14 protein-coding genes are annotated in these 13,277 nt (G+C 71.0%); 3 read left to right on the top strand and 11 right to left on the bottom strand.

Going from position 1 to position 13,277, the window contains the following annotated elements; translation table 11 throughout:
* Nucleotides 1–76 precede the first annotated feature (76 nt).
* The 7 genes from IEW13_RS07110 to IEW13_RS07080 form a co-directional block, all read right to left on the bottom strand.
* Nucleotides 77–1,276 carry a cysteine desulfurase family protein gene (locus IEW13_RS07110; protein ID WP_188550255.1) on the bottom strand — a complete coding sequence of 400 codons (1,200 nt, stop codon included), beginning with the start codon at nt 1,274–1,276 and terminating at the stop codon, nt 77–79.
* A 258-nt stretch (nt 1,277–1,534) separates the two neighbouring features.
* Nucleotides 1,535–2,335: an amino acid ABC transporter permease gene (locus tag IEW13_RS07105; protein WP_188550254.1), complete on the bottom strand. Its 801-nt coding sequence runs from the start codon at nt 2,333–2,335 to the stop codon at nt 1,535–1,537.
* Nucleotides 2,332–2,994 carry an amino acid ABC transporter permease gene (locus IEW13_RS07100; RefSeq protein WP_188550253.1) on the bottom strand — a complete coding sequence of 221 codons (663 nt, stop codon included), beginning with the start codon at nt 2,992–2,994 and terminating at the stop codon, nt 2,332–2,334. The genes IEW13_RS07105 and IEW13_RS07100 overlap by 4 nt, the downstream gene beginning before the upstream one ends.
* Nucleotides 2,995–3,135: 141 nt before the next feature.
* Nucleotides 3,136–4,035: a glutamate ABC transporter substrate-binding protein gene (locus tag IEW13_RS07095; protein ID WP_188550252.1), complete on the bottom strand. Its 900-nt coding sequence runs from the start codon at nt 4,033–4,035 to the stop codon at nt 3,136–3,138.
* 71 nt (nt 4,036–4,106) lie between these two features.
* Nucleotides 4,107–4,826: an amino acid ABC transporter ATP-binding protein gene (locus IEW13_RS07090; protein ID WP_373283559.1), complete on the bottom strand. Its 720-nt coding sequence runs from the start codon at nt 4,824–4,826 to the stop codon at nt 4,107–4,109.
* A gap of 220 nt (nt 4,827–5,046) precedes the next feature.
* Nucleotides 5,047–5,466 (bottom strand): hypothetical protein, encoded by a 420-nt coding sequence (locus IEW13_RS07085; RefSeq protein WP_188550251.1) that lies wholly within the window; start codon nt 5,464–5,466, stop codon nt 5,047–5,049.
* Nucleotides 5,457–5,816, bottom strand: a complete 360-nt coding sequence (locus tag IEW13_RS07080; RefSeq protein ID WP_229744984.1) for a hypothetical protein — start codon at nt 5,814–5,816, stop codon at nt 5,457–5,459. Before IEW13_RS07080 ends, IEW13_RS07085 begins: the two co-directional genes overlap by 10 nt.
* 90 nt (nt 5,817–5,906) lie before the next feature.
* Between IEW13_RS07080 and IEW13_RS07075 the strand changes: the two genes are divergently transcribed.
* Together IEW13_RS07075 and IEW13_RS07070 are read left to right on the top strand one after the other, a co-directional pair.
* On the top strand, nt 5,907–6,566 hold the full coding sequence (locus tag IEW13_RS07075) for a TetR/AcrR family transcriptional regulator (RefSeq protein ID WP_188550249.1): 660 nt from the start codon (nt 5,907–5,909) through the stop codon (nt 6,564–6,566).
* Nucleotides 6,559–7,809: an alpha/beta fold hydrolase gene (locus IEW13_RS07070; protein WP_188550248.1), complete on the top strand. Its 1,251-nt coding sequence runs from the start codon at nt 6,559–6,561 to the stop codon at nt 7,807–7,809. Before IEW13_RS07075 ends, IEW13_RS07070 begins: the two co-directional genes overlap by 8 nt.
* Here the strand turns inward: IEW13_RS07070 and IEW13_RS07065 are convergent.
* The 4 genes from IEW13_RS07065 to IEW13_RS07050 form a co-directional block, all read right to left on the bottom strand.
* Nucleotides 7,806–8,861, bottom strand: a complete 1,056-nt coding sequence (locus IEW13_RS07065; protein ID WP_188550247.1) for a DUF8094 domain-containing protein — start codon at nt 8,859–8,861, stop codon at nt 7,806–7,808. The genes IEW13_RS07070 and IEW13_RS07065 overlap by 4 nt on opposite strands.
* The gene (locus IEW13_RS07060) at nt 8,858–9,679 is read right to left on the bottom strand and encodes a hypothetical protein (RefSeq protein WP_188550246.1); all 822 of its coding nucleotides are present in this window, start codon (nt 9,677–9,679) and stop codon (nt 8,858–8,860) included. Before IEW13_RS07060 ends, IEW13_RS07065 begins: the two co-directional genes overlap by 4 nt.
* 19 nt (nt 9,680–9,698) lie before the next feature.
* The gene (locus IEW13_RS07055) at nt 9,699–10,658 is read right to left on the bottom strand and encodes a tetratricopeptide repeat protein (RefSeq protein ID WP_188550245.1); all 960 of its coding nucleotides are present in this window, start codon (nt 10,656–10,658) and stop codon (nt 9,699–9,701) included.
* Nucleotides 10,659–10,720: 62 nt separating this feature from the next.
* Nucleotides 10,721–12,376, bottom strand: coding sequence for a hypothetical protein (locus IEW13_RS07050; RefSeq protein ID WP_188550244.1), 1,656 nt, complete (start codon nt 12,374–12,376; stop codon nt 10,721–10,723).
* 206 nt (nt 12,377–12,582) lie between these two features.
* On the opposite strand from IEW13_RS07050, the gene orn reads away from it, so the two are divergent.
* On the top strand, nt 12,583–13,215 hold the full coding sequence (gene orn, locus IEW13_RS07045; RefSeq protein ID WP_229744996.1) for an oligoribonuclease: 633 nt from the start codon (nt 12,583–12,585) through the stop codon (nt 13,213–13,215).
* Nucleotides 13,216–13,277: the final 62 nt, after the last annotated feature.

The raw sequence follows: 13,277 nt of genomic DNA, 5'->3' as shown, positions 1-13,277 counted from the left end.
CGGCGGCGTTCTCCTCTCATCTCATTGGTGCAGGCGTTTCGTAGTGCCCGCACGGCCCTTGCAGTCGCCGGAACCTTCATGACACGGCCCAGGAGGGGGTCGCGGAGACCATTCCCGCCGCCCGGGCACGTTCCACGATGCCAGGCAGCACGGACAGCAGCCGCTGCACCTCTTCGGCCGTGGTCTCCGGACCCAGGCTGAACCGCTGCGTCGCGCGGGCCTCGTCCTCGGTCCGGCCGAGAGCCAGGACCACATGCGAGGGCCGCGAGACGCCCGCCTGGCAGGCCGAGCCCGTCGAGGTGTCGAACCCGTGGCTGTCCAGGAGGAACAGCAGCGAGTCGCCCTCGCATCCGGGAACGATCATGTGCACGTTCCCCGGCAGCCGTTCCATTCCCTGGGAGCCGGTAATCTCGGCGCCGGGGACGGATTCGAGGATGCCCGCGATGAGCGTCTCGCGCAACTCGCGCATCGCGGCGGCGCGGGCGGGAAGATCGGCGGTGGCGTCCTGGACGGCGCGGGCGAAGGCGACCGCGCCGGCGACGTCGAGCGTGCCGGAACGCACGCCGCGTTCCTGCCCGCCGCCGTGCAGCACCGGGACCGGGCTGAGACTGCGGGCCAGGACGAGGGCGCCGACGCCGACGGGTCCGCCGACCTTGTGCGCCGACAGGCTCAGCGCGTCCACGCCCAGCTCGGACATGTCCACCGGGATCTGGCCGAGCGCCTGAACCGCGTCGGTGTGCACCGGGATGCCGTGGGCGCGGGCGAGCTCCGCGATGCGGGGAACCGGCTGGATGGTGCCGATCTCGTTGTTGGCGAGCATGACGGACACCAGCGCGATCTGGCCGGCGTACCGCTCCAGGGTCTCCTGATAGGCGTCCAGGCGGACACGTCCCTGCGCGTCGACCTCCAGCCAGTGCAGCTCGGCGCCCTCATGGGCTTCGAGCCACTCGGCGGTCTCCATCACCGCGTGGTGCTCGATGGCGGAGAGCAGCACGCGCCGCCGGGCGGGGTCCGCGGCGCGGCGCGCCCAGTAGAGGCCCTTGAGGGCGAGGTTGTCGGCCTCCGTGCCGCCGGAGGTGAGCACGACTTCGGCCGGAGTGGCGGCGCCGACGGCCCGGGCGATGGTCTCCCGGGCCTCCTCCAACCGCATCCGGGCAGCCTGACCGGAAGCATGCAGCGAGGAGGGATTTCCCACGCGCTGCAGCTCCTCGGTGTAGGTCGCCAGCACGCCGGGCGTCATCGGCGAGGTGGCAGCATGGTCGAAGTAGGCCCGCACGCAGTCGATTTTACGCCTGGCGGCCAGGCACTGCCGGAACAGAGGCCGGCCCGGCGGGCACGAGCCGGCCCGGCGGGTGAGCCCGGCAGACCGGTCCGGCAACTCGCCAGTCATATCGCCTCGCCCATTGCTGGTCTGCCCACCGGCATGCACTTGGTTCCGGGCTTGTGCGCTATTTCCGCGTGAGTGCACCAGGAATTAGTACACAACCCCGGAATCACCAGTGCCGCCTACGCCCGGCGCGGGCCCGGGTGCGACTCAGGCGCGGGTGCGCTGGAGGCGGCGCTCCAGGTACCGGGCGAAGCCGGCGACGAGCATGTTGACCAGGATGTAGATCGCGGCGCCGATGATGAACGTCGGCAGCAGGTTCTGGTAGTCGCGCCCGATGTTGTTGACCTCCGCGAGCAGGTCCCGGTACGTGACCAGGTAGCCCAGGGCGGAGTCCTTCAGCAGGACCACCAGCTGCGCCACGATCGTCGGCATCATCACCCGCAGGGCCTGCGGCATCAGCACGATGCTCATCACCTGGCCCGGACGGAGCCCGATGGCCATCGCGGCTTCCTTCTGCCCCTTGGGCACGGAGAGGACGCCGGCGCGGATGATCTCCGCGATGACCATCCCGTTGTAGAGCGTCAGGCCGATCACGACCGCCCAGAACGGACCCACCCCGCGACCGCCGATGTAGAACACCGCGAAGATGAGCAGCAGCACCGGGATGCCCCGGAAGAACTCCAGGACGATGGTGGCCGGAATGGAGATGTACCGGCGCGAGGACAGCCGCAGCAGCGCGAAGACGACGCCGACGATGAGCGCCAGCACGGTCGCGACCGCCGCCACCTGCAGCGTGGCCAGCAGGCCGCGGAGCAGCACGTTCTGGATGATGGTGTAGGTGAACGGAGTCCACTTGTCGGCCTCCAGCTGGCCGGCGTCGTAGAACTTCCAGACGATGTACGCCACCAGCGCCGCCAGCAGCAGCGCCGAGGCGATCGAGATGAGGACGTTGTTCCGTCTGGCCTTGGGCCCGGGCGCGTCGAAGAGGACCTGAGTGGGGGCGCTCATCGCAGGATCACCAGCTTCCGCTCCAGGAGGTCGAAGATCCGACCCAGGCCGAGCGCCAGGACCAGGTAAATGAGGGCGGTGGCGATCAGGATCGTGATCACCATGTCGCCGCGGATCTCGATGCCCGAGCGCATGGCCGAGATGAGCTCCCGGTTGTTGAACGCCGAGGCGATGGACGTGTTCTTGAGCATCGCGATCACCACGCTGCCCAGCGGCGGGATCACGGTGCGGAACGCCTGCGGAAGCACGATCAGGCTCAGGGTCTGGCGGAAGCTGAGCCCGATGGCCCGAGCCGCCTCGGCCTGACCGACCGGGATGGCGGCGATGCCGGAGCGCAGCGTCTCGGCGACGAAACAGGCGGTGTACGCGCTCAGGGCGAGGGAGGCGTAGAAGAACGAGTTCAGACCGCGGTCACTGGCGAACTGGATGTCCAGGATGGGAAGCCCGAAGGCGCAGAAGAACATCACCAGGGTCAGCGGGGTGTTCCGCACCACCGTGACGTAGGTGGCGGCGGCGCCGCGCAGCACCGGCGTCGGCGAAACCCGCATGGCCGCCAGCAGCGTGCCCAGGGCGAGCGACCCGACGAGCGCCAGGAGGAACAGCCGCAGCGTTCCCCAGGCGCCGCTGAGGAACAGCCCGCTGAGGTCGAATATGTCCACAGTCGTCGATCTTTCGTTGTGCGGGACGTGAGGGCCGGCCCGTGGGCGACAGGCCGGGCGACCCGGCCACGGGCCGGGCCGGCTGATGCACGCGAGTGCGGCATCGGCCGGCCCGGCCCCGGCACGCGGTCGCTTGAGGGATCAGTAGCGGTCGACCTCGGGCTGCTCGACGCCGGAGGAGTCGCCGAGTGTGTACTCGAACGCCTCGGTCCAGTAGCCGTTGTCGCGCGCCTCGTCGAGGGCGTCGTTCACGGCGTCGCGGAGCACCTGGTCGTCCTTGGGCAGGCCGACGCCGTAGGGCTCATCGGAGAACGGGTTGCCGACCACCTTCAGCGCGCCGTCGCTCTGGGCGGCGTAACCGCGGAGGATGGCGTCGTCCGTGGTGACCGCGTCGACGGAGCCGCTCTGCAGGTCGGTGACGCACTTGGAGTAGACGTCGTAGGTGACCAGATCCGCCTCGGGGTACTCCTCGGCGATGCGCTGGGCCGGGGTGGAGCCGTCGACCGAGCACACTGACGTGCCTGCCAGATCCTCCGGGCCCGCGATGTCCGAGTCCTCGGCCACGAGCAGATCCTGCCCGGCGACGTAGTACGGCCCGGCAAAGTCGACGACCTGCTTGCGCTCGTCGTTGATGGTGTAGGTGGCCACGACGAGGTCCACGGTGCCGTTCTGCAGGAACGGCTCGCGGTTGGCCGAGACGGTCTCGACCCACTCGATCTCCTCCGGGGCGAAGCCCAGGTGGGCCGCCACGAGCTTGGCGATCTCGATGTCGAAGCCCTCGGGGACGTCGGCACCGGCCGGGCGGTTGCCCAGGCCGGGCTGGTCGAAGCGGACGCCGATGGTCAGGGTGCCGTTGCTCTGGGCCGCCTCCCAGGTGTCGCTCTCGGAGAAGTCGGCGTCCTCGGCCACCTCGTAGACGGGCGCGTCGCCGGCGGCCGCCCCTTCGCCGCCGCCGGCGTCGGGGGTGCCCTCCTGGCCGCACGCGGACAGGGTGAGCGCGCCCGCGGCGAGTGCCGCGGTGAGGAAGGTGATCTTCTTCATGTGTTTCTCCTTCGGTTCGGGGGACTGCGTGAGGGGGCGCCTGGCGGACGTCCGCGGGGACGCCCGCCGTGTTAGTGGGTGAGGATCTTGGAGAGGAAGTCCTTGGCGCGGGCGGACTGGGGGTTGGTGAAGAACTCCTCCGGCTCCGCGACCTCGACGATCTGCCCGTCGGCCATGAACACCACGCGGTTGGCGGCCTTCCGGGCGAAGCCCATCTCGTGGGTGACGACCACCATCGTCATGCCCTCTTTGGCCAGGGTGACCATGACGTCCAGGACCTCGTTGATCATCTCCGGGTCCAGCGCGCTGGTGGGCTCGTCGAACAGCATCACCTTCGGCTTCATCGCCAGCGCCCGGGCGATCGCCACGCGCTGCTGCTGCCCGCCGGAGAGCTGCGCGGGGTATTTCTGGGCCTGGTGGGCCACGCCGACGCGTTCCAGCAGCGCCATCGCCTCCTCCTTGGCCTTGGCGGCCGGGAGCCGGCGGACCTTCATCGGGCCGAGGGTGACGTTCTCCAGGATGGTCTTGTGCGCGAAGAGGTTGAAGGACTGGAAGACCATGCCGACATCCGAGCGGAGCTTGGCCAGCCGGGCGCCCTCCTCAGGGAGCTTCTCCCCGTCGATGAGGATCTCGCCGGAGTCGATGGTCTCGAGCCGGTTGATGGTCCGGCACAGGGTCGACTTGCCCGATCCCGAGGGCCCGATGACGACGACGACCTCGCCTGCCTGGATGTCCAGATCGATGTCCTTGAGGGCCTGGAAGTCCCCGAAGAACTTCTGCACCTGGCGCATCTGCACCAGCGGCCGCTGCTCGGATGTGTGCTGAATCATAGGAGAAACCTACCCTGTTCTCCGTTACACGGTCATTTCGCGCAGCTCAGCAGCGCATTCGTGACCGAACCGAAACAGTCTCCTCCCCCCAGGAAGATTTTCTGCTGTGCTGCCGGGCCACACGAGGGCTGCGGATCCCGTTGCCGCGGATCCCGCGGCCGGGCACCCCGGGGAGGGGGCCTCAGGCCGCCTGCCGGATGCGGCGTTCGACGTGCCGGAGCCAGAGCAGCCCGATCACGGGGAGGATGAGGGGGAAGAAGCCGTAGTCGATCCCGTACAGCGACCAGACCGAGTGGACCCGGAAGACGTCCGGCAGCATCAGACTCAGGGTGCCGACGACCACCACGCCGGCGAACTCGAAGACGCAGGAGAGCAGCGCGATCCGGTGCGTGACGCGGTTGCCGACGACGAGGCAGACGGTGGCCAGGATGTAGACGGCGGCGGCGACGCCGGAGAGCGAGTAGGCCAGCGGCGCCTCGGAGAAGTCCCGGATGATCTGCACGCCCGCCCGCGCGGAGGCCGCGAGCGCGAAGATCCCGTACACCGCCGCGAGACCGCGTCCGGGGCCGGAGTGCATCGCGGAATAGGGGTTCACACCCATAGCTGGACCATCCTCTCGATCATGACCACCACCGTGATGCCCGCCGCCGCCAGCACCGCCGGCCCCCACCGGCTCAGCTCGGCGAACGCCCAGAACCATGCCAGCGGGATCATCACGATCGCGGTGAGCAGGTAGCCGAAGAAGAGCACGCCGTCGGTGCCCGGATGCGTGGGGAACAGCACGGCACTGACGATGAGCTGGATCAGCAGCAGCACTTCCAGGACGCCGGTGTAGATCAGGATCGGCTTGCCCGCCGGCCGGTTGCGGATCGCCTGCACCAGGCCCCACAGGAACAGCAGGCCGGAGGCGGCGAACAGGACGACGGTCAGGAACGGGATCACCCGCAGCATTTTAGCCTGCCCTTCCCCGGGCGCCGTCCATCTGCCGCGAGCGAGCCGGCGCCGGCACAGCGTACTAGTACAGCGTGCTAGCGTGGCCTCATGCCAGCTCCTCCCGGCCGCCGCGCGCAGATCCTCGCCGCAGCCCGCGCCCTGGCCCTGCGCGAAGGCGTCAGCGCCCTGACCGTCCGTGCCGTGAGCACCGAGGCCGGCATCGGCGTCGGGACCCTGCGGCACCACTTCCCCACGCAGCGCGAGCTCGTCGGCGCGGTCGTAGCCCAGCTGGTCACCGAGGAACTCGACGAGTCGGTCGTCCTGGACCGCGCGGTCCCGCCGGGTGACAGGCTGGTCCACGGCGTGCTGCAGTTCCTTCCCGATTCGCTTGACGAGACCGGAGGCCTGGACCGGTGGTTCGCCTTCTACACCGCGGCGTTGTCCTCCTCGCCCGAGCACACCCGCCTGGTCCTGAGCGGTGCCGTGACGGCGGCGCACGAGCGGATGCGCCGCTGGCTCGGCGTCCTCGCCGAAGACGGCCTGCTCGACGCCGGTGATGTCGAGGACGCCTCCGCGGGTCTGATCGCCCTGCTCAACGGCCTCATGCTGGAAGCCCTCACCCCCGCCTCCCCGGTGACGACCGCCGATGCCCGCCGCATCGCAGAGCGTGCCGCCCGCGCGCTCGCCGGGAACGCGGACCGGGCACGCACGGCGCAGGCATCGCAGGCTCCCCCGCACCCCCAGGCGAAAGGACCCCTCCATGGCTGACAAGACCCGCAACCGGCTCCGCGCACGTGCCGCGCGCATGCCGGGCGTCAGGTTCGTCCGCCGGCCGGCAGACGACACCTCACCGGCGTTCGACCTCGGTTACGTCAGGACCGGACCGGCTTCCAGGGCACCCGCGCTCATCGTGCCGGGCGGACCCGGCCTGGCTTCCGTGCTGCCGTACCACGGCTTGCGCCGGCGTGCCGCCGCGCAGGGTCTCGACGTGATCATGGCGGAGCATCGCGGCGTCGGCCTGTCCCGGACCGGCACGACGGGAGAGGACCTGCCCCGCACCGCGATGACCCTGCGCGCGGCCGCCGATGACCTCGCCGCGGTCCTGGACGCCGAGCAGGTCCCGCAGGCGGTGGTCTACGGGTCCTCGTACGGCAGTTACCTCGCGCAGGCGTTCGCGGCCTGGCATCCGGACCGCGTCGCGGCGATGGTGCTGGATTCGGCCATGTCCGGGCCGGACGACCATCAGCATGTGCGCGTCTACGCCCGCCGGCTGCTCTGGGACGGCGACGACCCGCGGACCGTCATCGCCGCCAAGCTTCTGCGCGGCCTGGTGCATTCGGGCACCGCCACGCTGCAGGAGGCCTGCGAGGTCGCCCGGATCGTCTACGAGTTCGCCGGACTGGACACCCTGGAGCGGCTGCTGCGCGAGCGCACCGCCGGACGCGTGCACCGTACCTGGCGCTGGCTGGCGTCCCTGGGGAGCCGAGAGACCGAGGAGGGTTCCCCGTTCGTGATGGAGTTCGACCTGGTGGGAAGGATCGCCCACCGGGAGCTGAACTACGCGCCCGAACCGGACGGCGGACCGTTCGATCCGGCGGCCAGCCTGGGCCGCGCGGCACGGGCATTCGGCCCTTTCGAAGGCGCGCCGCTGGACCTGGCGGCGCACTGGCGCCGATTCGAGTGGCCTGTCATCGTGCTCAGCGGCGAACGCGATCTGCGCACGCCGCGGCCAGTGGCCGAGCGCATCGCCGCGGCCGTCCCCGACGGCGTTCTCGTGCCGGTGCCGGCGACCGGCCACAGCGCGCTGGATACGCACGGCCTGGCGGCGCTGGCCGCTGTGAGCGCCGCGGGTGAGGGCAGGCATCGCGCGTTCGCCGCCGATCCCGGGGCCCTGGCCGCGCTGCCCCGTATCGGCGCTTCGCGCCATATCGCGTCGATCGTCCGCGCGGGCATCGCCGCGGAGACGCTCCTCCCCCGCCGCCTGTTCTGCGGCGGCCGGGGCGCGCTTTAGTCCGTGACCGCTTCCAGCAGGTACCAGTCGGTGGCGCGCAGGGTGAGTTCGCCGTCGGTCTCGGTCACCACGTAGGGATGCGAGGTCGACACCTGCACCGTGTTGCCGGTGCCGTCGCCGGTCATGACGGCTTCCACGGCGGGCCCGAGGTTCAAGGCGAACTCCTCGCCCACGGAGATCTGCAGGGTGCAGCGCACCTCTCCCAGCGCGATGGCGCCGTCCTGGGTGCTCAGCGCCCGTTCCAGGAGCGGCTCCTGAGAGGATGAGTAGGGCGCGCATTCGGCGGACACGTCGTCGAAGCCGTTCTCCGGATCACTGAGTTCGCCCTGGTAGTCGCGGTAATCCTGGAAAGCCTGCGAATCCACGGCGGCCGCCGACGGTTCATCGCCGCCGGCCAGGAACCCCGCCAGCTGCTCCTCCGCCTGCCGCGCCCGTTCGGTGAACCCGGGCTCGGCCGGCTCGACCGCGCCTTCCCCGTCGCCCAGGAAGACCGGCACCGCGTCCGCCTGGAGGAACGCGGTCTGGTTGACCCGCCAGGAGCCCGCGGCGTTCTCCCGGCTCACCAGCATGATCTGCCGGGATTCCTCGGCGTTGTACGGGGTGGCGACGGCGATGAACCACAGCGGGTACTCGCTGAGCATGGGGGCCGCCGGGATGATGTCGACGTAGGACATGGACGCGAGTGTCTCGTCGGAGGCCTCGGCGATGAGCAGCTCGGCCTGGGTGCGCTCCAGCAGCGGCGCCGCCTGCAGATCCTCCAGGCCCTCGCCGTCCTGGCCAAGCGCCTCACCGAGACGATCGGAGTACCCGGCCAGGAACTCGGCGGCCTGGTCGGGCTGGGCGGCGACCTTCGAAGGCGGCGGCACTTCCGGGGCCTCCGGCTGCGCCACCTGCAGCGCGTCGCAGCCAGTGAGCGCCAGCGCCCCAGCCGCGGCCACGGCGGCGGCGAACCCGCGGCGACGGGATAAGCGGCGCGGGTCGGCGAGGCGGGCGGGGCCAGCTAGGCCGGCAGGGCGGCCCGGACGGAAAGGCTGAGGCAGCTGAGACATCATCGGCGCCTCCTGGAGCCGGACGAGCGACGGGATGCTCCGGGGCGGACGGCACGCCCGGCACCCGCGACGCGATTCCGCAGGCCCCCGAGAACACCGGCAGCTCCGCTGGAACGGTCGCGTCCTCGCCGGTCCAGCCGAGACGGCGCGCCGCGTTCGGCGGGACGACGAGGGAAGCGCCTCTCACCGGCAGATCGCCGGGGCGCCAGGCGGATGCGGTCGTACCACCAGGTCAGCGCGAGGAACGCGGCGACGCCGAAGAGCAGCGAGGCGAGCGCCACGCCCATCAGGCTCAGGCCGAAGACGCCATCGGTCTCCACCGTGACCGTCACGCGCGCGTCCTCGATCGGCTGCCCCTCGGCTCCGAGCAGGACGACCATGCCCGGCTCGGCGTCGACGTCGAAGCTGTGGGCCACGCTCGTGCCGGTCTGGGAGCCGGCCCACCAGTCCAGGTCGCCGGGCGGCGCCGGCGGTTCGTTCTCGCCGGGCACCTGCCGGTGACTCAGCTCACCCGGCACCTGCACCTCGGTGATCTCCTCCACCGCCACGCCGCCCAGGTAGCTGGCGACGTCGACGGGGTTCGCCACGCCCAGGAACACCGGCTCCTCCGACTCCACCGAGACGGTGGCCGTGGTGTTGCGGAAGGGCACGATGCCCTCATTGAGGGTCAGCGCGTGCACCTCCCCCACGACCAGCGGTTCCGAGCGCAGCGTGTCGTCCGCCCCGGCCGTCAGCCCAGCGCGCAGCGCCAGGGTCAGGACCACCGCGCCCAGCACCAGGGCCACGGCGGCCGGGACGAGTTTCAGCAGCGTGGAGTTCACCGGTTCTCATGCACCCCTGTCAGAACAGGGCACGCATCAGCTGGGAGCGGGCGCGGACCGTGCGGGGGTCTTCGCTGCCGACCACCTCGAACAGATCCAGCAGGCGCAGCCGCACCCGGTCCCGTTCCTCGCCGGCGGTGCGCCGGATCAACTCGATCAGGCGGGCGTAGGCGTCCTCGACATGCCCGCCGGCCACGTCCAGATCCGCGACGGCGAGCTGGGCGTCCACGCTGCCGGGGTCGTCGGCGGCGGCCTTGCGGGCCTCGTCCAGGCTCAGGCCGCGGACGCGCTTGAGCAGACCGGTGCGGGCCAGCCCGACGCGTGCCTCCTCGTCGGCCGGAGCCTCCTTCAGGGCGGCAGAGTAGGCGGCCTCGGCGGCGTCCAGGTCACCGCGCTCCAGCGCGTCGAGGGCTTCCGGATGCTTGACGGTCTGGGCCGGCTCGCCCTGCTCCTGGCCGCCGGCGACGACCGCGCGGCCGTTGACGCCATTGGCGGCGGCGAGCTTCAGCAGCTCGTCGAAGTACTGCTTCACCTGCGGCTCGGGAAGCGCGCCCTGGAACAGCGGTACCGGCTGGCCCTTCACGATCGCCACGACCGTCGGGATGGACTGGGCCTGGAACAGCTGTTGCAGCCGCGGATTCGCCTCGATGTCGACCTTGGCCAGGATCACCTTGCCGCCGTGGGATTCCACGACCCGCTCCAGGATGGGGCTGAGCTGCTTGCACGGGGCGCACCAGTCGGCCCACAGGTCGATCACGACCGGCACCTCGGCGGAGAGCTCCACCACGGCGTTGAAGGTCTCCTCGGTCACGTCCATCACGAGGGCCGGGACCGCGACCTCGCCGGGCCCGGGCTGGGCGGCGGCCGTTCCCGGCACGGCAGCATCGGCGCCGGGCTCGCGCGGGACGGAGCGGGCAGCGGACAGATCGATGCCCTCGGTGCGCGGCTGCTCCGGCTCCGGGGCGAAGGGGCTCGTCATACTCGTCTCCTCGGTCAGCGTGTGGTTCTTACCCCACCGGCGTCGCGCCGGTGCGTCACTGTTTAAGTATCGTCCGCGTCGTCCACTTCGCGGGCACCGGTCAGCACCTCGGTGGCACCCAGCACGGTGATCCTGTCCTCCGAGCCGGCGGGGGGCACCAGGAACGTCACCGTGACACCGGTGGTGGTCTCGACCGGGCTGGACACCTCGTCCTCGCCGAGCAGATCGGAGATGGGGCTGCCCAGCGTCAGGGAACCGGTGCGGCCGTCCTCCTCCTCGGGCGAGAGCCGCGTGGTGGAGGTCAGGTATGCCGTGACGAGCGCGCCGCTGTCCAGCGTTCCGGTGGCGACCAGATCGCCTTCCTGCGCCTCGTAGCTGCGGGAGAAGTCCGCGTTGCCCTCCTGGAGCGCCTCAGCGGTCTCGGCCGAGTTGCGCAGCACGGCGTTGCGGAAGTCGTCCTCCTCGAAGCCCTGTGCCTCCTCGGCCTCCTCATCGCCCAGCGCGGCGGCGTAGTTCCGGGCCGCCTCCTCCGGGGTCTGCACCAGGCCGGGCTGATCGGCGGCCAGCAGCGGGGCGCCGATGGCGGGGTCCTGGGTCTCGGGCACGGTGGCGCCGCCGAACAGGACGGTCTGGGACCACAGCCGGTAGTCGTCCCTCGGCGTCTCCTGGATCAGGTTGAGGTACTGGGTCTGGGCCGGGTCCTCGGAGTTGGTCACGACGGTCGTGACCCGCGGCCAGGAGTCGGTGGCGGTGACGTGGTTGATCGCGATCTCATCGGCGGCCACGGCCGGCGGGAGAGAGACCTCCTCGGTCGTCTCACGGGCCTGGTAGGCCGCCTCGCGGACGGCGCGGGCGGGCCCGGACACACGGGCGTCGAGCGCGCCTGCGTCGAGTTCCTCATCGGCCCGGGCGACGTCCTCGGCGATGGCGGCGACGATCCGCTCGGCCTGCTCCGGGCTGAGGGCCGGCTGCGCCTCGGTGGGCTCTGGCTCCGGCGAGGGGACGGGAAGCTCGGGCTCGCCGCCGCATCCGGCCAGGGCGAGCGTGCCGACGACCATGAGCGCGGTGCCGGTCTCGGCCAGCCGCCGGCGGCGCTGCTGCCGTTCGGCGCGGCGGCGTGCGGCCTCGCGGGCACGACGGATGTGCGTGTAGAAGAACCAGCCGGAGGCCAGGAAGATCAGGCCGCCGATGACGATGAGCGGGATGGCCCAGGGCGTTCCCTCGTCGTTGGGCCAAGCGACCGTGATGGACTGCGCCGCCGGGCTCTCGCCGTCGGAGGCGACCAGGAACGCGGTGCGGCCCGGCTCGGCGTCCCAGCGCAGTTCCGCGGTGCCTTCGCCGGTGACCTCGCTGGTCCACAGATCGGCTCCGGCCGGATCTGGTGCCGTCTCGGCCTCCCCTTCCACCTGGTCCACGCGCAGCTGAGTCTCGCTGGCAAGCCCCGGCACGGAGGCGTGCGTGGTGTCTCCCACCCAGGCGTCGACGTGTTCCTTGGAGGCCTGCGCGATGGTGATCTGGCCCTCGCCCTGGACGGTCAGCTCCGCCGGGGTGTCGTAGAGGTTGAGCACTCCCGGCTGGATCACTACCAGGGGCGCTTCACCGGGATCCGCCGTGACCACGACGTTCTCCTCCGGCGCCCAGAGTGTCAGTTGGAGCGTCCCCAGGACTGCGAGGAGCGCGCCCACGACGGCGGTGATGACGCCGAATGCCAAACGCACGTGGCTGGTTCCTTCCGTTCAGGTGGCTGATTGCCCGGCCGACCCTCCATGATATGGGACCCTACCTGGCAGTTCCATCCATGCGCCGTCGCAGGCCCCCGCCGATGCGGCCCGCCGCCAGGATTCGCACCGCCGCACTGTCCCCGGCGCCGGGTAGGGTGGCTTTCGTGGCAGCGAATGACAAGATCGTCTGGATCGATTGCGAGATGACCGGCCTCGACCTTGAACGGGACCGCCTCATCGAGGTGGCCGCTCTGGTCACGGACTCCGAACTCAATGTGCTCGGACCCGGCGTGGACGTGGTGATCAGGCCGGAGCCGGCCGCCCTGGAGCAGATGAACGACTTCGTGCGGAAGATGCACGCCGACTCCGGTCTGCTGGACGTCCTGGACGAGGGCGTCAGCGCCGCCGATGCCGAGGCCCAGGTGCTCGACTACGTCCGCACCTACGTCCCGGAGCCCCGCAAGGCACCGCTGGGCGGCAACTCGGTGGGCACGGACAAGGCGTTCCTGCTCCAGGAGATGCCAGGCCTGGTGGAGCACCTGCACTACCGGATCATCGACGTCTCCTCCATCAAGGAACTCGCGCGCCGCTGGTACCCGCGGGTCTACTTCAACTCCCCGGACAAGACCGGCGGGCACCGTGCCCTGGGGGACATCAAGGACTCCATCCGAGAACTGCGGTACTACCGCGAGGCGCTCTTCCCCGCGCAGCCCGGGCCCAGCTCGGAAGACGCCAAGGCCGCAGCCGCGCGCGTGCTCGGCGCCGGCGCGGCGGCCAGCACCAGTAGCGCGACCAGCAGCGCCGACGACGCAGGCAGCGGCAGCACAGCCGGCTGACGCCGGCGCGGTCGCCCCGGCACAGTAGCCGCAGCAGAGCGGCGCCGGCGTGCTCGGCGGCG

This window comes from Sediminivirga luteola (assembly GCF_014639315.1).
In the GTDB taxonomy this organism is placed as follows: domain Bacteria; phylum Actinomycetota; class Actinomycetes; order Actinomycetales; family Brevibacteriaceae; genus Sediminivirga; species Sediminivirga luteola.
This window is presented reverse-complemented; position numbering and strand designations above follow the sequence as displayed.